This window comes from Bradyrhizobium sp. CCGB20 (assembly GCF_024199855.1).
Taxonomy (GTDB): domain Bacteria; phylum Pseudomonadota; class Alphaproteobacteria; order Rhizobiales; family Xanthobacteraceae; genus Bradyrhizobium.
In genome coordinates this window covers 3,512,446-3,533,763 of record NZ_JANADN010000001.1, presented here as the reverse complement: position 1 = coordinate 3,533,763, position 21,318 = coordinate 3,512,446, and the positions used below count along the sequence as shown (strand labels likewise).

Sequence of the window (21,318 nt, the reverse complement as noted above, 5' to 3'; positions counted from 1 at the left end):
TGCAGGCAAGCGCCGTGCAGCTCTTCGTCGCTCGCACACGGGCGCTACGCGCGAGCTTTGCTCCAGGCGCGGACGATCTGCTGAAAGTGGCCGCCATCTGTCGCCGGCTCGACGGAATTCCGCTCGCGTTGGAATTTGCCGCGGCTCAGGCCGCGAATCTCGGCCTGGACACCGTCTTGCTTCGCCTGGACAAGCGACTGGAGTTGCTGAGCGGCGGCCGCAGGGACCAGCTGCCGCGGCACCAGACCCTGCGAGCGACACTGGACTGGAGCTACGATCTGTTGTCGCCGGAAGAGCAAGGTCTGCTGCGCTGGCTCGCAGTGTTCCCGGCCGGCTTCACGCTCGATGCGGCCATTGCAATGATGGACGACGCGTTGTCCCGGTCGGACGTCATCGAAACATTGTTCAACCTTGTCGGGAAATCGCTGGTCTCGCTCGACCCCTCCTTTGAAGGGCGGTGGCGCCTGCTGGAGACCACCCGCGCTTATGCCCTGGAGAAGCTGGCGGAAGCGGGGCTCGTCGAGCAAGCCGGCAGACGGCATGCGAACTTTCTCAGGCGGCTCATCACGCCGCTCGACGAGGCCTCTCCCGCCTCCGACGATCTCGCTCGCCTTGCCCAGGAGATCGGAAACGTGCATGCGGCGCTCGACTGGGCCTTCGCGCCCGGCGGCGATGCCGCGCTCGGCATTGAGCTTACGGCCGGCTTTGTGCCGGTATGGATGCAACTGCTGTCCTTCACGGAATGCTCGACCCGGATCGAGCACGCTCTCGCCCATCTCGGCGGAGAGCTGACCTGCAACCCGAGGCTCAAGGCGCAGCTTTATGTCGCGCTGGGGTTCGCGCTTCTCAATACGACTGGCTCGGCGGATCGCATGAAAGCGGCGCTGAACATCGGCCTTGTGCTCGCGGAAGAGCTATCGGATCTCGAGCTTCAGCTGAAGGCCGTTTGGACGCTGTGGAGTTATAATCTCAACTCGGGTCAATACGACGCAGCCCAGGATGTCGGAGAGCGATACCTCGAGATCGCCCTGCGCACAGGCAATCCCGCCAACGAGACGGTGGGCCGCCGCCTGATAGGCGCCGCCACCCATTTTTACGGAGCGCAGGGGGAGGCTCAACGCGAACTTACCCTGTCCCTGGACCATTCGGCTCACGGGCTGAAGGACGGCGCGAACCAGATGTGGTTCCTGCTCAACCAGAGCGTTCTGGCAAAAGCCATGCTGGCTCGTGTCCTGCTGCTCCAGGGAAAGATCGCCCAGAGCAGATCCCTGGCTACGGAATGCCTCCAGGAGGCGCAGCGTGAGAAAGACAAGCTCGCGATCGCTTACGCGCTGCGGAACGCCGTATGCCCCATTGCGCTGATGACACACGATCTCGACGCTGCCGATCAGGCGATATCGTCTCTCCTCGAACTCGTCACGCGCGAGGGAATAGCTTTCTGGACGAGCTGGACATCGTGCCTGAAGGGGCAGTTGCTCGTCCTGCAAGGCAGACATCACGATGGAATAGAGCTGCTGCGCAGTGGATTGAAAGCGCGGGCCGAGAACGGCTGGCTGATGCGCAATCCCGAATTTCTCGGATCGCTCGCCGAAGGGCTGCTCGCGGCCGGCGAGACGGCGCAGGCCCTGGCCGCCGTGGAAGATGCCTTAACTATCTCCCGGCAAGGCCAGCAATTGTGGTGCCTTGCTGATCTGCTGCGGATCAAGGGCGAGATTTTGCTTGCCGATGGCACGCCGGATCGGTCCCGCTCGGAACTGCTGTTCTCCGAGGGCCTATCCGTTGCCAGGGAACAGCAATGCCGCTTCTACGAGCTGAAGGTCGCGGCAGCCTGGGCAAGGATCATGGCGGGATCGGACCGACAGCAGACCGCGCTTGAGCTCGTCGGTCCGGTCAGCGCCCTGTTCGATCGGGAGGTCGATCTTCCCGCGCTCGCCTTTGCTCGTGGTCTCGCTAAAACTCCGGGCATCTCGATTTCGACATGCGTCGACGACCGGCCCACATCCAGTACCTGCCACTAGGTTGCACTATCTTTCGACCGGGACGACACGTCCTGCAGCGCTGGAACAGCCTCACATTCATTCCTCCGGACCGCACTTGATGAGCATCTCTCGACGACAGGTTCTAGGCGGCGTCGGCGCTTCGGTGTTTTCGCCCGGCATCATCCGTGCTCAGGGCACGAGACCGATCAGGATCGGCGAGATCAACTCCTATAGCAGCGCGCCCGCGTTTACCCTGCCCTACCGACGCGGCTGGCAGTTGGCGGTCGAACAGCTGAATGCAAGTGGAGGCCTCCTCGGGCGAGAGCTACAGGTCATCAGCCGGGACGATGAAGGCAAGCCGAGCGTCGCGCTGCGCGCCGCCGAAGAACTCGTGCGACGGAATGGCGTCGATCTTCTGGCAGGCGCCTATCTGTCGCATGTCGGGCTGGCGATCAGCGACTTCGCCCGGCAAAACCGGATCCTCTTTGTGGCCAGCGAACCGCTCACCGACGCTCTCGTTTGGGAGCAAGGACACCGGTACTGTTACCGGCTCCGTCCCTCGACATACATGCTGGCCGCCATGCTGGTGGAGGAGGCAGCGCAACTGAAGGCGACACGATGGGCGACGATTGCCCCGAACTATGAATATGGACAGTCGGCCGTAAGATGGTTCAAGCAGCTTCTGAGCCACCGTCGCCCTGACGTCGAGTTCATCAACAGCCAGTGGCCGCCGCTGGGTGCCATTGATGCCGGCGCGGTCGTCAACGCCCTCGCCCAACACAAGCCCGAGGCGATCCTTAACGTCACCTTCGGACCCGATCTCGCCAGGTTTGTCCGGCAAGGCAATGATAGAGGCCTGTTCGAAGGGCGACACGTCGTGTCGTTCACGACCGGCGAGCCCGAATACCTTCTTCCCCTCGGGCAGGACGCACCGGAAGGATGGATCGTGACCGGCTATCCGGTGACCGAAGTCCTGGATCACGCCAACAACGCCTTTGCGTCGGCCTATTCCGCGCGATATGGCGAGGCTCCCACGATGGGCTCCGTGGTCGGTCACGCCTTGATCAGCTCGATCGTCGCTCCGATCGGGAAGCTCGGAAGCTTTGATACCGAGGCGATGGCCGACGGCTTTGGCAATGTCGGCTTCGAAACGCCGTTCGGACCGGCCATTTGGCGTTCCATCGACCATCAGAGCACGATGGGGACCTTTGTCGGCCGCACCACGGTCCGGGGCAACAAGGGCGTGATGGTGGACTGGAAATATCGGGATGGCGGCACGATGCTGCCGCCTGACACCGAGGTTCTGAAGCTGCGCCCGGCAACGTGAAGCGCTGGTACTGCCCCCGGCTGCGCCAACCCGCGCTTCAGGAAACTTCACGAAAGCACCAAGGAAATACGACGTCGTTCGGATCATAATGCAGCTCTGCCATAAGGGGAGCCGCAGATGATCGCTGAGCCCGGTCCGCACAATCTAACGGCCGGAAAGGTATCGGGCTCGCCAAGCCCGGCGCAGCCGGTCCATTGCGTCTCCGTGCGAAACGGTCTTGCCGAATGGCAATTGCGGCGCGTCAGAGAGGCGGTTGAATCGTCCAGCACACCCTGGTCGCTCGAGGCCATGGCGTCATTGATCGGCCTCAGCTCGAGCTGCTTCTGCAAGCGCTTTCGCACCACCATGGGCCTTCCGCCCCATCGCTGGCAAATGCTGCAACGGATCGAGCGCGCCAGACATCTCCTGCGCGATCCGAACCGCACGCTGACCGAAATTGCCTATGCTTGTGGTTACGCCAGCTCTGCGCATTTCTCGACCAGCTTCGGACGCACCACGGGCAAAACGCCGAGCGAATACCGGCGCCTGTGCAGAGCAGCTGCCGGGGCGCTCGCATCCGATCTGGCAAGCGCGCCGGCCACGCTTGTTCCCGAGGCGCCGGCAGCCGGAATATCGCCCCCGGACCCGCACGCGGTGCGATGAGGCGAATGTCTTGTAGCAGCACCGCCTCAGCATCCCGGCGGCAAGATCGGCGACACTCCCGGCGTTGGCGCAGCGCCTGACGCGTTGGCGGGCAACACCGTCGCAGGCGCGGCGAGATTCATCGAAACCCCTTCCATGCAGCTTGTGCTGTTCGGGCTCGGCATGACGGCGGCATTTGGATCGATGCCAGTGCCGCCCGCGGCGCTGGTGTCCGGCAGGATCGTGCCAGGCGCGAGGCTGGCCGGCACTTGCGGGATCGAGAGCGGCAGCGACGCAGCGCTTGCTGCGAGCCCTCCCGGCGTCGAGCTGCATGCGGCTGTCGTCCCCGTTCCCGCCGGTACCGCTGTGGGAATTGTTCCGGTGGAGCTGCCGGTTTGCCCTATGACCGGCGATATCAGAGCGCCAATGCCTGACGTCGACTGGCCCGTGCTCGATACGATCGGAGTCGCCGGCACCGGCGTCTCAGACGTCAATGGCACGGCGCAGACGACGACCGTACCCGGCGTGGTCGGATCCGAGGCAAGTGGAACGGGCGCCAGCGTCGTGTCAGGAGTGCCAGGCTCAGTTGTAGCGGAAAACGGGCCTGGACTATTGAGCGGCGAGGTGACGATCGCACCCGGTACGGTGGGAAGGCCCATGGCCGTGGTGCCCATTGTTGCGACCTGCGCCTCAATCGGAGAGCAGCCCAACGTTACGGCGATCATCGTTGCAAGCACGATCCGGATCATCTCTGTGCTCCTAGCTCGCCTCGACCTTGCGTATGGTGACTTTGCTGCCTTCCGCCAGGTTCACCGCTGGATTGAGTATGACCTGATCGCCGGGTTGCACGCCCTCGTGCACCTCCACCGAGGTGCCGAAGTCCCGCGCGATCGAGACGTGCTGCAAATGAACGATATCGTTCCGCACCACCGCGACGTGAAGACCGTTCTGATCGAACACGAGCGCATCGGACGGGACCCTCATCGACGGCGTCTTGCGCGGGATCGACAGCTCGACCGTGCAGTAGATCCCGGGACTGAGCGCACCGTCCGGATTGGGCACGTCGATCTCGGTCAGCAGAGTTCGGCTTCCTGGCTGCAATGCGCTCGCGATCCGCGTGACTTTCCCCGGAAACGACCGCCCTGGAATCTCGGGGACGTGAATATCCGCGTCGACGCCCGGTCCGACTCCGAAGGCCTCGTCTTGCGGCACGAAAACCTGGGTTCGGATCACATTGGAATGCATCAGCGTGAACATGAAGGTCGACCCGGCCTGCACCAGGCTGCCATTGTCCACGTTGCGCTGTGTGATCACGCCGTCGAACGGCGCCATCACGCGCTGGTAGGCCTTCTCCTGCTCGAGGACGCGGATCTGCGCCTGCTGCGCGGTGATGTTCGACTGGGCGACACCCACGGCCCCCTGCTGCGCACGCAAGGTCAGACGATCGTTGTCACCCTGCTGCGCCGTCAGCCAGCCTTGCTTGACCAGATTACTGTCCCGCGAATTGGTGACGTCGGCAAGCTCCCGGCTCGCTTGCGCCTGCTGCAAGGCCGCCTGGTTTTGTGCAAGCGTCGCCTGGGCCTGAGCGATCTGCTGGTCAAGCTCCGGAGCTGTGATATCCGCCAGAAGATCGCCCTTCTTCACCCGATCGCCGATATCGACGTAACGCTTCTCGATATAGCCGCTGGTCCGCGCGAAGATATTGGCCGCCTCGAACGCGGTCGTCGTCGCCGGCAAGGTGACCTTCATCAGCGCGCCGCTGGGCCGGACCACCGCCACCCGGACGTCCGGAACAGCCGTCCTCGCTTGCTCTGCGACTGCGGCGACGTCACGCGCCGCCTGATAATGCCGCCAGCCGCCAACGCCGAGACCGCCCGCAAGCAGCAGAAGCATCCCTCCTCCGAGCAGCGCGGCGCCGTAGCGGCGTCCGGATGGAGCGCCCTTGCCCGGGAGCTCGACGATCCGGCAGCTCTCCGCATCGGGCCGGTCCCCCCCTTCATCGTCACTGGTCCGCACGCGAGCGTCGCTCATTCCGGTTGCTCCTCGAATACGCCGTGGTGAGGCTTGCCATCGTTACCTTTGCGCAGCATCGCAAAGAGGTACGGCACGATCAGCAATGTCGTCGGGGTCGCGAACAGCAGTCCGCCGATAACCGCGCGCGCGAGCGCGGCGTTCTGCTCCTCGCCCGGGCCCCCGAGCGCCATCGGGATCATGCCCACGATCATCGCGGCAGCGGTCATCAGGACGGGACGGATTCTGGTGCGTCCCGCGCTCAGCGCCGCCTGGAACGCGGAGTGTCCCTTCAATTGCTCATCTCGCGCGAACGTCACGAGCAGGATGGAGTTCGCGGAGGCGACCCCGACCGCCATGATCGCGCCCATCAGCGAGGGCACATTCAGCGTCGTTCCGGTGATGAACAACATTGTCACGATGCCACAGAACGTCGCCGGCAGCGCCAGGATCACGACAAAGGGATCGCTGAAATTCTGGTAGTTCACGACCATCAGCAGGTAGACCAGGATGGCGGCGAACAGCAGTCCGATCCCCAGATCGCGGAACGACTGGTTCATGCTCTGGATCTGTCCCAGGACCTGGATCGAATTGCCCGGCTGGAGCTGCTTCTGAAGCGTCGACGTCACCTTGCTGATGTCAGCCGCCACGCCGCCAAGATCGCGACCCTGCACGCTCGCATAGACGTCAAACACCGGCTGGACGTTGGCCTGGTTCGAATTGGTGGGAACGCTCCCTCGCTTGAACGTCGCAACGTTGCTGAGGAGCCCCGGCACCGTCTGCCCGCTCGCGGCAACGGACGTCGACACCGGCGTGTTTCCCAATGCGTTCAGCGAATTGGCCCTGTACTCGGGCGTCTGCACCGCCAGGTAATACGGGATGCCCGACGTCGGGTCGGTCCAGAAATTCGGCGAGACCTGCGCCGACGAGCTGAGGCTGACATTGATATTGGTCGCCACCGTGCTCGCATTCAGGCCGAGCTGCGCGGCCCGGGTGCGGTCAATGTCGGCATAGAATGCCGGAGCATCGACTTCCTGCTGCAGGTGGGCATCGACGACGCCAGGGATCGCCGCGAGAGACTTCTGGAGCTCCTTGGCCACGGCCAGATTGTTGTTGCCGTAGCCGACCGTGCGCACATCGATCTGCGCCGGAAGACCGAAGTTCAGGATCTGCGTCACGATATCGGCCGCCTGGAAGTAGAACGTGTCCTCGGGGAATGCCGATGGCAGCACCTGCCGCAGTTTCCTGACGTAGTCCGCGGTCGGCTTGTGCCCGTCCTTGAGCGACACGAGAATGGTGCCGTCGTTCACGCCTATCGTCGAGCCGTCGGTGAACGCGAGATTATAGGGACGCGCCGGAAGCCCGATATTGTCGACGATCAGCGCCCGGTCCCGCTCCGGAATGACATCTCGGATCTTGTCTTCGACCGCCTGGAAGATTGCCTCCGTGCGCTCTATGCGCGTGCCCGCGGGGGCGCGAACATGAAGCTGGATCTGGCCACCGTCGATCAACGGATAGAAGTCCCTGCCGACATAGACGAACATGGTGGCCCCGAGAGCGAGCACCAGCACCGCGACGACCGGCACGACGGCGCGACGCCGAAGCAACGTCAACAAGAGATCGGAATAGCCGTTGCGCAGGCGTTCGAACCCGCGCTCGAACGCGGCCGAGGCACGTCCGAAGATGCCCGACGGGGCCCCGCCCTCGCCATGACGCCGCTCGCCTTTCAGCAGCAGGCCGATGGTGATCGGCGTCAGCGTTCGCGACAACGCATATGACGCCAGCATCGCGAACACCACCGCCAGACCTAACGGGGTGAAGAGGTACTTGGCCGGCCCTTCGAGAAACACAACCGAGGTGAACACGCAACTGATCGCGAGCGTCGAAACGAGCGTCGGCACCGCGATTTCAGCCGCTCCATGCAGCGTCGCATCCGGCAGCGGCATGCCTTGCTCGGTCCAGAGCCGATGCGTGTTCTCGATCGTCACCGTCGAGTCATCGACCAGGATGCCGACCGCGAGTGCGAGCCCGCCGAGCGTCATTGTGTTCAGGGTCTCGCCGAGACAATACAGCACGACCAGCGACGAAAGCATCGCTAGCGGGATCGAGATCAAGACGACCAGCGTCGATCGCCACGATCCCAGAAAGAGCAGGATCATCAGGGCCGTGAGGCCGGCCGCGATCGCGCCTTCGCGCAGCACGCCATTGACAGAATGAGTCACGAAGACCGACTGGTCGAACAGCTCGTTGATCTTCAGCCCCGCGGGTGCCGACGCCCGAATCGACTTCAAAGCCTTCTTCACACCGTTGACGACGGCGAGCGTCGAGGCATTTCCATTCTTGATCACACTGAGCAGGACGGAGCGGTGGCCGTCCTCGCGCACGATGTTCTGCTGGACCTGAGAGCCGTCGCGGACCTGGGCCACATCCTTCAGGAAGATCGTGGCTCCGTTCGCGAACTTGACCGGGATCATGTTGAGATCCTTGATCGAAGCCGGCGTGGCGTTGGTTCGAACGGTGTACTGAGTATCGCCGATCTTCGCCGTGCCGGTGGGCAACGTCAGATTCTGGGTGTTAACCGCATTGACGATGTCGAGGGGCGTCAATCCGCGCGACAGAAGCTTGTTCGGGTCGATGTCGACCATGATCTGGCGGTACTTGCCGCCGGCAGGCGTAGGCAGCGTGACGCCCGGAACGGGCGCCAATTGCTGCCGGACTCGATAGATGCCGAAATCGTATAGCTGCTGCTCGTTCAGGCTATTGGACTCGAGGCTGAGCTGCAGCACCGGCACGCTCGACGCGTTGAACTGCACGATGATCGGCGGCTGAATTCCCGGCGGCATCAGCGCGCGGATGGCGTTGGTCGCCGAGACGATCTGCGAGATTGCGAGGTCGAGATTGACGTCCGGCTGGAAGTAGATCTTTTGAACCGACAGACCGTTGAGGGTTTGCGCCTCGATATTCTTGATGCCGCTGACATTGGCGCTGATCGAATACTGGCTGTAGGTGCTGACGCGCTGCTCCATCTCCGGCGTCGAAAGACCGGTGTAGCTCCACACCACCGTGACGACGGGGATGCGAATCTCCGGAAAAATGTCCGTCGGCATCGACCAGATCGCGATGCCGCCGAGAAACATGATCAGCGCCGCAAGCACATAGAACGTGTGCGGAAACCGCAGCGCGAAGCGAACAATTCCCATGGTGGTTTCTGCCTGAAACAAATTGCGCGGGATCGTTGAACAGATGAGGACGGGTGGGCATCCGTTCAAATGAAAACGAGTTCAGAAGCTCCGCGACATGACAGACATCATTGGCGCCGGCATTACCGCTTCCCAATCGCTCATTGTGTGGTGAGCTCCCGCGGCCGTGAGCCCGAGACGCAGGCGGCGCGCTTGCGTACCGCATCCTCCGCGGCGAGAATTGCGGCTCGCCTGACCTTGGCAAAGGCACGGATCTCGATCTGCCGAACCCGTTCGCTCGAGACCGAAAGCTCGCAGGCGAGTTGGTCCAGCGTAACCGGGCGTTCTGCCAACCGCCTCGCCTCCAGGACATGGCGCTCGCGCGCCGTGAGCACGCCCAGCGCAACGCGCAAAGCATTGGTACGGCGCTCCGTCTGCTCATGATCGGCTAGCACCGTCTCGGCGTCGATCGCCTGATCGACCAGCAATGTTTCCCACTCGGTTCCTTGTTCGTCGCCGCCTACGCGCGCGTTCAGCGACATGTCACCGTTCAGACGGGAATCCATCTCGATCACGTCACGCGCTGTGACGTCGAGCCTTTCCGCGATCGTCTGGGCGACAGCGGGCGTGAGCCCTGCCATCGTACCGCACGCGGCTTTCCTCATCTCGCCGCGAAGCCTGAAGAACAACTTCTTCTGCGCTGCGGTCGTGCCGATCCTGACCAGGGACCAGGAGCGCAGAATGTATTCGTGAACGGACGCTTTGATCCACCACACCGCATAGGTGGAGAACCTCGCACCGCGGCCGGGCTCGAAGCGTGACGCGGCAATCACGAGGCCGAGATTTGCCTCCGCAATCACATCGGCCAAGGGAAGACCGTATCCCTTGTAGCCGCGCGCCACCTTGGCTGCGAGCCGGAGATGACTGGTAACGAGTGCGTTGGCGGCACTGCGGTCCCGCGTCTCCTGCCAGCTGCGTGCAAGCTGCTGCTCCTGACCAGGCTCAAGCAGTTCATAGCGCTTGATGGCTTCGGAATACGCGCTGAGGAATGAGGCCGACGGAACTCCGGCCGCTACAGCCACGGCATTATTCCTCGCAACTTCGTGGCGGATCTGCATCTGTCACTCCCACATACGAAACCGTCGAACGGACTCTAGGAGGCCTCCGAAGGAGGAGGCCACTGAATTGAACGTAACAAACCTGAATTCGCCTTCAGACATCCGGCATCTCCTGGCATCGAGAGCATCGCGCATCATCGGCGTCGTCACATCAGGTCAGCGGTTGCGGGGAACAAGGCTCGGGACCCGCATGGGGCGGCTTTGCTCGCCCTCCCGGTCCACGCGAGGATCTCGATCCGCCCGCCGGGAGCCGGACCGATGATCAACCGAAAGCCGTGCAGCTTGACGATGGCAGCCACTAGGCTCAGTCCCAGCCCTACCCCCGGCGTGTTGCGCATCTTGTCGGAACGATAAAATCGCCGTAGCACCGCTTCGCGCTCCTGCTCGCTGATACCGGGTCCGGTGTCACTCACGCGCACAAGCGCGGTCTCGTCTTCTGACAGGAGTTCGAGGCCCACCCGTCCGCCCGGCGGCGTGAACTTGACCGCATTATCCACGAGATTGGCGATTGCTTCGAACAACAGGTCCCGATCGCCCCACACCCGCACATGGCGATCGATGACGACGCCGAGCCCGATACCCTTGTCTTCGGCGATGGGCTCATAGACGTCGCACACCTGGCGCAGAATCTCGTCGAGCGCGACGTCGCCAAAGCCGGCGGTGCGACGGTTGTTCTCGATCTCTGTCAGACGCAGCAAGGCCGTGACGATAGCGAGCGACTGATCGATTCCGGCCACCGCCTTGTCGGTGACCTCCTGGAGCTGATCCAGCGTCGCCGCATGCGTTCGTCCGCGCTCCAGCGCCAGGCGCGCACGTGTGAGCGGAGTTCTGAGATCATGGGCGATATCGTTGCCAACGCCGGCAAGCGCGTTGATCATGGTCTCCATCTCGGCGAGCATGCCGTTGACAATCCTGGCCAGTCGCGCAAACGGATCGTCGGCATTGTCCTCCGGAAGCCGCTCGCGCAGCTCCCCGGCCACGATCCGCTGCACCCGCTGGTTCACCTCCTCGACGCGCCTCTGGGCGCGGACACTCAGCCACGCACCGGCCAGGAGACAGAGGCAGAAAGCCGGCAGCAGGCCGAGCGCGAGCGCCTGCCCCACGACACTCGAGATCTCACGCGTCTCATCGACATTCCTGCCCATCACCAAGACATCGCCGCCATCAAGACGCCTGCCCAACGCCCTGACGACCGGATCGTGGGCCGCCAGCTTATCCATCAGGTCGAGCCGCACACCCTCCACCGCACCGTCCAGACCGAGCGTGGGCGGCACACGGTCGATATTTCCGGCAAGCCGGGTGCCCGCGCCATTGAAGAGCCCCGCGTATTGCACGCCTCTGGAATCCTGGGCGAGATGATCGGAGATCGCGCTGACGCGGCGATCCGGCGGTAGATCGGCGATGAAATTGATCTGGGTGGTGATCATGCGGTCGGATCGCGCGATCAGATAGTCGTCAAGCTTCCAATAGACGAACGCGAACAGCCCGACCACGAACAGCGCAAATGCAGCCGCCACCGCCAGCGCCCAGAGAAACGTGTTCGAACGAATGAATTGAATCCAGTGCATCGATCCGTCACTCGATACTCGTGCAATCCGTGCTCCACGATCCATCGGGTCCTGCGTCTCTATTGATGTGAACGCAGAATGAAGCCGGAGCCGCGAACGTTGTGGATCAGTTGTGGATCGCCGGGACCATCGACCTTGTGACGAAGCCGGCCCATATGCACATCGATCAGATTCGTCGTTGCCGGAACGAATTTGTAGTTCCAGACCTCTTCGAGCAGCATCGCGCGCGTGAGCAACTGATCGCTCCGGCGCATCATGTATTCGAGCAGGCGGAACTCACGTGGCAACAGATCGATCTCGCGCTCGCCACGTCTCGCCGTGCGCTCAATCAGGTCGACCTCCAGCGGCCCGACATGCAGCGTGGTCTCCCGGCTGTCCGTGGGACGGCGCAGCAATGCCTCAATGCGCGCGACGAGCTCGATGATCGCGAACGGCTTGGTGAGATAATCGTCTCCCCCCATCCGCAATCCGCGTACCCGATCGTCCACCGCGCCGAGCGCACTTAGAACCAGCACCGGCGTCCCGACCCGATCCTTGCGCAGCGCCTCGATAACGGTCAGTCCGTCCATCCCGGGCAACATGCGATCGACGATCATGGCATCGGGACACGCCGCGCGCGCCTGATCGAGACCGTCGACGCCGTCAGGGGCCCATTGAACCTCGAAGCCGCGATCGGCGAGTTCGGCAACGATCACCTCGGCGGTTTCGGCATCATCCTCGATCAGAAGGATACGCGTCATCATTCTGGTCCCAGGTTCTGCGAGGCGTTTCGGCCCTCGGCGGATAGACGCAGGTTCAGCGGTCCGGGGCGTCATGCTCAATGTCCGCCCGCTCTGAACGCGCGGCGCTGCGCCCGCCTGCCATCGGCCACTCGTTGCTGAACGAAATAGGCCTGCGGAGAATGAGGTGCCACTAAATAGCGTTTCAGGAAGCGTGCCGCGCCCGTCGCCAACAGGGCCAGCGCCATCGCCACACGTCTCGCTGTCGTCGTGATCATCTGCCGCCTCCATTCTGAACCCCGCCATCTCGAAGATATGCCCGCGACGGGATCGCTGTTACTCACAACGCAACGGATGTTGCGCATTCGCACGATCGTGCTTGCGACTATGAATCGGCTCACAGGCGGTTGAAATGAGGTGAGCAATTCGTGCGTTTTGACGAAGCCGGATCGACCACATCTTTGATCGCAAGCCGGCTTGGTCGGCCTGATGTCATCAAAGGAGAAGCCTAAATGACCACTCTCAAACTCTTGTCGACGGGATTGATTGCAGCCGCCGTGTTGGGGGGACCTGTCATGGCTCGCGAACACCACGGCGTCGCACGACAGCCGGCAATGGAGGCCGATACGGTCGCATCGAGCGCGCCCTTTTATCAGCAGGGAGGCCGCGTCTGCGTTCCCGCGCCTCGCGTCGGCGCTTTCGCGACGGCACCGTGGACTGGCGACAACGTACCTTGCGAGCCCGGCACAGGCAGCTTCTGATCGCGGCGTCTTTTTTGTCGAGCCGAGCGCACCGGTTGGCGGCTTCGTATCGAACGATGGCGGCGGGCTTTATTCGGCCCGCCTTCTTCTATGGACCGCGGTCGCTCGCAGCTCGATTTCCGTCCCGAACCGCGCGTCTGTTTCCTGAAGCCGAATTTAGTGGGCTTGGCCGCGCGCCGTTCCTATCTTTCTGTCATCACAAACCTTGCCATCAGGCCCTTTGGCGACGGCAGGACGCGGAAGCGGACTGAGTTGATGGCCAGGAGATCGACACGAAAGGAATTCCCATGAAACGAGCAATCATGATTTTGGCAACAGCCGCGCTCGCATCGACCCTCGCTATCGGCGCGGCTGAGGCGCACGGCGGTGGCGGTGGCGGCGGCCACGGTGGTTTTGGCGGTGGTGGCTTTGGCGGCGGACATATGGGCTTCGGCGGCGGCGCGCATATCGGCGGCATGGCGCATAATGGAGGCTTTGGCGGCGAACACCTCGGCTTCGGCGGTCATGCCGCCGCGGGCGGAATTGGCCTGCGCCAGCATGCTTTTCACCGCTATGATCGCTATCGGCCCGGATAGGGATTCTACGGAGCCTATCCAGATTGCTACGATTGGTACGAGTTTCACCCCGACCAGCCATTGCCGCTAAGCTGCAGCTAATCTGCACGCAGATCGTTCCGCCATCGGTCCGGACCGCGCCGCACGTAACTCTGCCGCCTACCTCGCCTTGATAGGCGACAACCGGCCGAACCGCGGAATTGCGGCGCCTGCCTGCTCACGACTTGGCCGTGCCTGGCTCGGCCATTTTGTGATGCTGTCGCCAAGGACTCGTTCAGCGCGGCATGGCCACATCATGCGCGCCACGCGACGCAAGGCGCAAGCTCTGGCAAGACGAAGGGAATGACGCCCTCAACAGACTCTAAGAGGGGCGGAAGCCGGGAGGCATCGTTCGCCAGACTTTATCTTTGAGGCAATAAGCGCGGGCGCCCTCGGGAATATCTTCTGCGGCCCCGCCCTCGTATTGCTCGTAAAGGAGCGCCGGGAACAGCTTCCCTTTGATGACTTTAATCATATCGCCACGCCGAATTTCTGCGCCCGCCGTTCCCGTCAAAACCGACATGATCCCTCGCGAAACGAACGTAGGACGTCAAACACACTCGTCGACCGGACGGGCTTGTTCGAGGCTATCTCGAAGCGGAACAGGCTTCCAATACCCGAAAGGGCTACTCCCTGATCGGGCTGCATTTGCGGCCTGAGACGGAAACGTCTTCGAGGATCCGGAACACTTATTTGAGAGACAGCCCCGGTCCTGGATCGCTTGAAGGCAGCAGCGGCCCCGCCAACGCGCTTACAATATAGCGAGGCCGCCTGCCCTACGGACTTCGGTGCTTAGCCTGGGCCCGAAGGCCACAAGATTCTACGCCAAGCGGCTGAGAACGAGGATTGGGCGAAAGAGGCACCCAGTTCGGAGCATGCCAGTCTGTCGGGCCGACATCCCCAATTCGGACAGCACCTCCTCCGAAGCGGAAGCCCAGCGGCGGTGGCGCCACCGGACCGACTATTCGACGGTCACGGACTTGGCGAGATTACGCGGCTGGTCTACGTCGGTCCCCAGAATCGCGGCACTGTGATAGGCTAGGAGCTGTAGCGGCACTGCAAGGACCAGCGGCGCCACGATCTCGGGCATATCCGGCAAGCCCAGCACCGAGCAACCACTGGATGCAGCGATTGAAGCACCCCTCTGGTCGGTCACGAGGATAATGCGGCCCCCGCGGGCGATCACCTCCTGCATGTTCGACATGGTCTTTTCGAACATCGCATCACACGGCGCTACCACGATGACCGGCAGGCCCTTGTCGATCAGCGCGATCGGTCCATGTTTGAGCTCGCCGGCAGCATAGCCCTCTGCGTGAATGTAGGTGACCTCCTTGAGCTTGAGGGCTCCCTCCAGCGCCAGCGGATAATTGGTGCCCCGCCCGATGAAAAGAGCGTCGCGGGCCCTGGAGATCTCGCGCGCGAGCTCGTAAACTTTCGGCTCCAGTTCGAGCGCGCGGGCCAAATAGTTTGGAATTTCGGCAACGGCTCGGACGAGTGAGTGCTCGTCTTCGGCGGAGAGCACGCCGCGGCTGCGGCCGGCCGCGATCGCAATGCAGATCAAGGTCGCCAGCTGGCAGGTGAACGCCTTTGTGGATGCCACCCCGATTTCCGGGCCGGCCAACGTGGGCAATACGATGTGGCTGGCACGGGCCATCGTCGAGGTTTGCACGTTGACGACGGAGAGAACTCGTTGGCCGCTGGACTTGGCAAATTCCAACGAAGCGAGCGTGTCGGCCGTTTCACCAGACTGGGACACGAAGATCGCCAGATTCCCTGCGCCAAACGGAACGTCGCGATAGCGGAACTCCGATGCAATATCGATTTCGACCGGGAGCTTGGCGTAGCGCTCAAACCAGTATCTCGCAATCAGACCAGCATAGAAGGCGGTGCCGCAAGCGACAATCGAGATGCGATCGACTGTCCTGAAGTCGACATCCATGCCTCGCGGTAGCCTGACTGTCCCGTTGCGCCCGATGTATTGCGCAAGCGTCTGCCCGACCACCTTCGGCTGTTCGTGAATCTCCTTAGCCATGAAGTGGCGATGCTCGCCCTTGTGAACAGCTACAGCCGCACCAGTGATCCTGGCCGACGCACGGCACAGACGCTCGCCGTTCACGTCGAGAAATTCGATTTTCTCCCGCGTAACGACGGCGAGATCGCCGTCCTCAAGGTAAGCGACAATATCAGTCAGAGGTGCGAGCGCTATCGCGTCCGAACCCAGGAACATTTCGCCGCGCCCGTAGCCGACGGCGAGCGGCGAGCCCTTTCGAGCACCGATCAGGAGATCGTCGTGCCCTTCGAACAGGAAGGCGAGCGCGAACGTTCCGTTCAAGCGCGGGAGCACCTGGCGCACCGCTGCGACCGGCGCGTATCCGTTCTTCAGCTCGCGGCTAACGAGATGCGCAACCACTTCGGAGTCGGTTTCGGTCGTAATGTGCGCACCCGCCGTTTTGAGCTCATTGCGCAATTCCCGATGGTTTTCGATAATTCCATTGTGCACAATCGCCACACCGTCAACCATGTGAGGATGCGCATTCGTCTCATCGGGACGGCCGTGCGTCGCCCAGCGCGTGTGACCAATTCCAATCCGCCCTGAAAGCGGCTCCAAATCGAGCCGACTCTTGAGATTTGCGAGCTTTCCGACCGCACGGCGCCGTGTCAACGAGCCGTCCTCGAGAGTCGCAATACCCGCGGAATCGTATCCGCGATATTCAAGCCGCTTCAGCGCGTCTAAAAGAAGGGCAGAGGCTGGGCCCTGGCCGACGACACCAACAATTCCGCACATGGTCTGTCTCCGAGCAACTATCAACGACCCCACGAAGCGCAACGGCAATCGTGGGCAACCTCCTCAATGCGACGGCAGCGGCCGCCGGCGCGCTTGTCGAATATGGTCGACAACGCCGGCAGGACAGTATCGTGGGACGCGAATTCTAGCACACACAGCCACCAATTGTGTGATGATGACGGAGTAGACCTCATGCTCATATTCAAGCCCTGCACTTGAACCCTACACCTGCACAAGCATGACCAATCGAGCCGGTAGATGACGCCCCATCAACACCTCTCGACGCGCCGACCATTCGAGGCACCAAGCAATCGCTCGGCCTGCCGCGGCTCGTTCGAGAGCTCGGCGGCTATGCGATTCAGCTGGTGAAGCGCTGGGAGTTGCGTTAACCGGTGCAGATTGAACGCGAGATGCTCCTTGCGAAACATCGAGAACAGCGTGACTCCCGCCGAGTTCGTTGCCAGCGCATAATCCACGACAAACGCGGCAGCGATCTCGGTGAGGTCGCCCCGGTATCCCATCTCGTAGAGGCCGCTCAGTACTTCTTTCTCCGATCCCAGCCTTGCGGCAAGCGGATCGAGGCTCGAAAATGAGCCATACGTGACAAACGTCCTGCGCCGCGCAGACCCCTTTGATCTCTGAAGATTCGGCTCGAGCGGATTGTTGGCGATCTGAATCAGCTGGTACGGCAACGATTCATGGAGGTCATCAACTCCCACTTCGTTATTGCCCGCGATCGAAATTGCGCGGGCCTTACCGTCCTGGACCACACGCTCGACCGCCCGAATGACGTCTTCGCGAACGATCTCTTCGCGGGTGGGACGGTGGAGAGCAAGCACATCTACGTAGTCAGTACGAAGACGTCTCAAGCTCTCCTCGATACTCGTCGTGATCAGCTCGGCCGATAATGGGACTTTGAAGGGCTTTGGCTTCATTGCAGAGAGGCGCGGGCGAATTCCAGGAAACACCGCAAGAGAGGCCCGCGCAATCGGCTTCAGGAATCGCATGGCGACGGAGGTCTCACGTGGGCGCATCCCGACCTTTGTGCAGATATAGACACTGCCGCGCTTCTTGGACGCGAATTGGCCCAAAATCGATTCGGCCATCCCATCTCCGTAGGAAGGCGCCACGTCGTACCAGGTTATTCCGGCGTCGTATGCACGCTCGAGCCCCTCGATCCCCCTGCGAGCTCCAATGCGTCCCCCGAGCGACGCGCAGCCGAATCCGATGCCCGATACACTCGCGCCAAGAGCATCGACACAGACCATCTTCATCGCGCACACCCTTGACCGCGCCGTTTGCGCTCGAGCCACCTATGTCGATCGTTCGACAGCCTGCTGTTCCAAGTCTACGGCCAGGTTCGACACGCCCGCCGCCGCACAACTCTGCAGGTTTGCTCGGCTTCATCTTCATGCAAATGGATGATGATAGGGTTCGTTTGGACACTATACGCTGCGCCCCCGGAATTTGAGGCAGTCGCGTGTATGCGCGGGGTAACCCGTTCGAGTGGCTGTTTGCAGCTCGACAGCGCCATCGTCGGGTGCGCTCATTTGCGCAATAGAGAAGCGACGGGGTTGAGAGTTAACTTGCGCGATCGATGGCTGCTTCTCCCCGTTCCACACTCTACCTGACCTGGACAGCGAATGTCATCGCGCTCAGAACAAGTTGCCGACGACGTTCTGCTGACCGGAGCGGCCGGCTTCATCGGCTTTCATGTTGCACGTCGACTGCTCGATGAGGGACGCCGGGTCGTCGGATTGGACAACATCAACAGCTACTACGATCCCGCCCTGAAGCGTGCTCGCCTCGATATCCTGCGCCGCGATCCGCGCTTCTCCTTCGTGCAGATCGATCTTGGAGATCGATCGGCCATGGCCGATTTGTTCGCAAAGCACCGTTTTGCGAGAGTCATCCATCTTGCCGCCCAGGCCGGCGTTCGGTATTCGATCGATCAGCCGCACGCCTATGCCGACGCCAATCTCGCGGGATTCCTGAACGTCCTGGAAGGCTGCAGGCACAATGCCTGTGGTCATTTGATCTACGCATCGTCATCGTCGGTCTATGGCGCCAATACCGAGTTGCCATTTTCGACCCGGCATAAAGCCGATCACCCCGTCAGCTTCTATGCCGCGACGAAGAAGGCCAATGAGCTGATGGCCCAGTCCTACAGTCACCTGTACCGACTCCCGATCACCGGCTTACGGTTCTTTACGATCTACGGCCCATGGGGCCGGCCCGACATGGCAATCTTCCTGTTCGCCGATGCGATCGTCAAAGGCAGGCCGATCAAGCTTTTCAACCATGGCAGGATGCGACGCGACTTCACCTACGTCGACGACGTCACTCGCGTCATCTCCCGCCTGATCGAGCGTGTTCCGGAGGACAACGCCGACGCCGCAGGCGCACCGGCCAAGCTCTATAACGTAGGCAATAATCGCCCAGAAGCGCTGATGCACGTCGTCGACTTGATCGAGAAGGAGCTCGGGCGAACCACGGCGAAGGAGATGCTGCCGATGCAGCCTGGAGATGTTCCAGAAACGTTTGCCGACGTTGGCGATCTCATGCGCGATACCGGCTTTTCGCCCTCCACATCGATCGAAACCGGCATAAGCAATTTCGTCCGCTGGTATCGCGCCTATTATGAAATTTGACCGTTGGGAGATGATCTCAAACGCTGCACCGCACGCAGCTTCCTCACCCCAACGAATCGGAGTGTCGGGCTGCGCCTTCCGCGCGGCGGTCTGCGATTGACGACAAGGCGGGGCTTGCGAAAAGAGCGCGGCCCCGGCGGGGGGCTTGGGATTCGCAGGCCGGGGCCGCTACGCTGCGCCGAAGTGGGCTCCGTCGACGCAGCATGATCGTAGTCCTCGATAAGCAACTGTTCATTCTGAATTCGTGATCATGCAGATCAACGTCGAGGTACCCATCAATGATGATGAGCCCTCCTAGAATAGCGGCTTGCTATGCGCCCCTCTGCGGTGCGAGTCTCGATCGCGATGCGGGGACTCGCTGCAGTCATCGGAATGTTCGCGTTGTCCGGAGACGCCAATGCCGCGGTATTTCTTTCATATCCACGATGGCCATTCAGTGCTCGATGATGTCGGGTTGGATCTCCCTGACATTTTCGCCGCACGGACGGCGGCGGTTGAACTGAGCGGCGAGATCCTCAAGCAAGACGTGATGGATCCATTCACGCCCCACATTTCCTGGCAAGTAGAAGTCAGCGACAGCCCCGAACTTGGCGGCCGGTCCCTATTCATTCTTCAATTCTCCCTGGCAGGATAAGTGAAGGTAAGCGCCCGTTGCCGGCATCTGTGAACCTGATGCGGTAAATGGTTGCTCAGCTGCGATTCGTAAACATCTCGCGCTGCAACCAGCGCGAGAAAATGTTTTAGCGTTCTCCGGCTACCGGATCGGGTCCAGCACGGCTTGATTTGTCCGGGGTTGAATTGGCGCGATCATCCTGCGAGATGGCAAGGGCAGCAAGCGCTGTGCGATTGCCGACTTCCAGCTTCTGGAAAATGTGGTGGAGATGCACCTTGATGGTGCCGTCTGCGACATTGAGCCGACGGCCAATTTCCTTGTTGGAAAGACCACGAGAGACAAGGCGCATGATCTGGCGCTCGCGCTCGGTGAGCACCGCGAGCGCACTTTCCGGATTCGCACTCTGCTCGCCAGGCGGGGCATGATCCGTAAGCGCTGAAGGGACAACGGTTCGACCGTTGTTAATCTCCCGCAAGCATTTCACCAGGGCTTGCCCCGTCATCTCCTTCAGAAGGACACTGTGCCCCGCAGGGCCCCCCGGAAGACCAAGATCGCAATCCTCGCTGGTCGCGAACAACACCAGGTGCGTCGACCGACCTTCCGAACGGCTGAGGGAGTTGTTCATCAGCGCCGGCAGCTCCGGCATTGCTGCATCCACGATTGCAATGTCGGGCGCGAGAGCCATTATTGCCTCGATGCAGCTCGCAGCGTCGCCACAGGATGCAACGATCTCAAAATCGGGTTCTGAACCGAGTAGATTTGCGAGGCCGTGCAGAACTACCGGATGTCGGTCCGCAATCACTACAGTCGCGCGACGCATCGAGCCTCCTTACCTGCGTCCCCCGATTCCTGTGATTGAAGCTAGAGGCCCCCGCCCTGGCCGCTTCAACGTTGATTGACAATCACACGTTTACCAATGCCCAAAAGTGTCATTTGGCGACGCGAGACCTATGAGGCAAATAACCGCATGGATCCCACAGGTAGTAATATACGACAAATTTTACCGGATCGAGAGGCCGTATGAATCCGGTGATCAAGACCCGTAACGCCAGCGAGCAACCTGAGCCACTTCGACGGGATCGGGCTGGAGTCCAGCGCGCGCGAACGGCTCATCATCCCACCACGCACATTATATTACGACCAACATTCGCCGGTTGAATAGGCTTTTTCACTCGCTTTCAGGTCATGCTCCGGCACGGGCAGAGGGGCCTCATCCGCCAACCTCCGGGCCGGGTGGCCTATAACGAAAGGTATATAGGCAAAGTCGAAAATTCGAATCTAACCTTTAGAAAACGTTTACGAAACGACGCCCCATTTCGGCATAGCGAAAATGCGGGGCAGCATGAAACCTTGCTCTTTTTCCTACCTATAGCTGTTTATTCCAGTTGTGTCTT

General features: G+C 61.6%; 16 protein-coding genes. 4 read left to right on the top strand and 12 right to left on the bottom strand.

Annotated features, from left to right (window positions below):
- Positions 1-2,097: 2,097 nt before the first annotated feature.
- Both NLM15_RS16110 and NLM15_RS16105 read left to right on the top strand, forming a co-directional pair.
- Positions 2,098-3,306, top strand: coding sequence for an ABC transporter substrate-binding protein (locus NLM15_RS16110; RefSeq protein ID WP_254124253.1), 1,209 nt, complete (start codon positions 2,098-2,100; stop codon positions 3,304-3,306).
- A gap of 117 nt (positions 3,307-3,423) precedes the next feature.
- Entirely contained in the window at positions 3,424-3,948 is a 525-nt protein-coding gene (locus NLM15_RS16105) for a helix-turn-helix transcriptional regulator (RefSeq protein ID WP_254118046.1), read from the top strand.
- Between the two features lie 26 nt (positions 3,949-3,974).
- On the opposite strand, the gene NLM15_RS16100 is transcribed toward NLM15_RS16105, so the two are convergent.
- The 11 genes from NLM15_RS16100 to NLM15_RS16045 all read right to left on the bottom strand — a co-directional run bounded on the left by NLM15_RS16100 (position 3,975) and on the right by NLM15_RS16045 (position 17,934).
- Positions 3,975-4,676 carry a hypothetical protein gene (locus tag NLM15_RS16100; protein WP_254118045.1) on the bottom strand — a complete coding sequence of 234 codons (702 nt, stop codon included), beginning with the start codon at positions 4,674-4,676 and terminating at the stop codon, positions 3,975-3,977.
- 10 nt (positions 4,677-4,686) lie between these two features.
- Positions 4,687-5,958 (bottom strand): efflux RND transporter periplasmic adaptor subunit, encoded by a 1,272-nt coding sequence (locus NLM15_RS16095; RefSeq protein ID WP_254118044.1) that lies wholly within the window; start codon positions 5,956-5,958, stop codon positions 4,687-4,689.
- Positions 5,955-9,137 (bottom strand): efflux RND transporter permease subunit, encoded by a 3,183-nt coding sequence (locus NLM15_RS16090; protein WP_254118043.1) that lies wholly within the window; start codon positions 9,135-9,137, stop codon positions 5,955-5,957. The genes NLM15_RS16095 and NLM15_RS16090 overlap by 4 nt, the downstream gene beginning before the upstream one ends.
- Positions 9,138-9,277: 140 nt before the next feature.
- Positions 9,278-10,234: an RNA polymerase sigma factor RpoH gene (gene rpoH / locus NLM15_RS16085; RefSeq protein WP_254118042.1), complete on the bottom strand. Its 957-nt coding sequence runs from the start codon at positions 10,232-10,234 to the stop codon at positions 9,278-9,280.
- A gap of 146 nt (positions 10,235-10,380) precedes the next feature.
- Positions 10,381-11,802, bottom strand: a complete 1,422-nt coding sequence (locus NLM15_RS16080) for an ATP-binding protein (protein ID WP_254118041.1) — start codon at positions 11,800-11,802, stop codon at positions 10,381-10,383.
- 59 nt (positions 11,803-11,861) lie between these two features.
- Positions 11,862-12,542 carry a response regulator transcription factor gene (locus NLM15_RS16075; protein ID WP_254124252.1) on the bottom strand — a complete coding sequence of 227 codons (681 nt, stop codon included), beginning with the start codon at positions 12,540-12,542 and terminating at the stop codon, positions 11,862-11,864.
- A 77-nt stretch (positions 12,543-12,619) separates the two neighbouring features.
- Positions 12,620-12,799 (bottom strand): hypothetical protein, encoded by a 180-nt coding sequence (locus NLM15_RS16070; RefSeq protein ID WP_254118040.1) that lies wholly within the window; start codon positions 12,797-12,799, stop codon positions 12,620-12,622.
- A gap of 665 nt (positions 12,800-13,464) precedes the next feature.
- Positions 13,465-13,821, bottom strand: coding sequence for a hypothetical protein (locus tag NLM15_RS16060; RefSeq protein ID WP_254118038.1), 357 nt, complete (start codon positions 13,819-13,821; stop codon positions 13,465-13,467).
- Between the two features lie 376 nt (positions 13,822-14,197).
- Positions 14,198-14,398 carry a hypothetical protein gene (locus tag NLM15_RS16055; protein WP_254118037.1) on the bottom strand — a complete coding sequence of 67 codons (201 nt, stop codon included), beginning with the start codon at positions 14,396-14,398 and terminating at the stop codon, positions 14,198-14,200.
- Positions 14,399-14,836: 438 nt separating this feature from the next.
- Positions 14,837-16,660, bottom strand: coding sequence for a glutamine--fructose-6-phosphate transaminase (isomerizing) (gene glmS / locus NLM15_RS16050; RefSeq protein WP_254118036.1), 1,824 nt, complete (start codon positions 16,658-16,660; stop codon positions 14,837-14,839).
- 269 nt (positions 16,661-16,929) lie between these two features.
- Positions 16,930-17,934 carry an aldo/keto reductase gene (locus NLM15_RS16045; protein ID WP_254118035.1) on the bottom strand — a complete coding sequence of 335 codons (1,005 nt, stop codon included), beginning with the start codon at positions 17,932-17,934 and terminating at the stop codon, positions 16,930-16,932.
- Positions 17,935-18,303: 369 nt separating this feature from the next.
- On the opposite strand from NLM15_RS16045, the gene NLM15_RS16040 reads away from it, so the two are divergent.
- A complete protein-coding gene (locus NLM15_RS16040; protein ID WP_254118034.1) occupies positions 18,304-19,311 on the top strand; it encodes an NAD-dependent epimerase in 1,008 nt (335 codons plus the stop codon).
- Positions 19,312-19,708: 397 nt separating this feature from the next.
- On the top strand, positions 19,709-19,945 hold the full coding sequence (locus NLM15_RS16035; protein WP_254118033.1) for a DUF6894 family protein: 237 nt from the start codon (positions 19,709-19,711) through the stop codon (positions 19,943-19,945).
- 106 nt (positions 19,946-20,051) lie between these two features.
- On the opposite strand, the gene NLM15_RS16030 is transcribed toward NLM15_RS16035, so the two are convergent.
- Entirely contained in the window at positions 20,052-20,744 is a 693-nt protein-coding gene (locus tag NLM15_RS16030; RefSeq protein WP_254118032.1) for a response regulator transcription factor, read from the bottom strand.
- Positions 20,745-21,318: the final 574 nt, after the last annotated feature.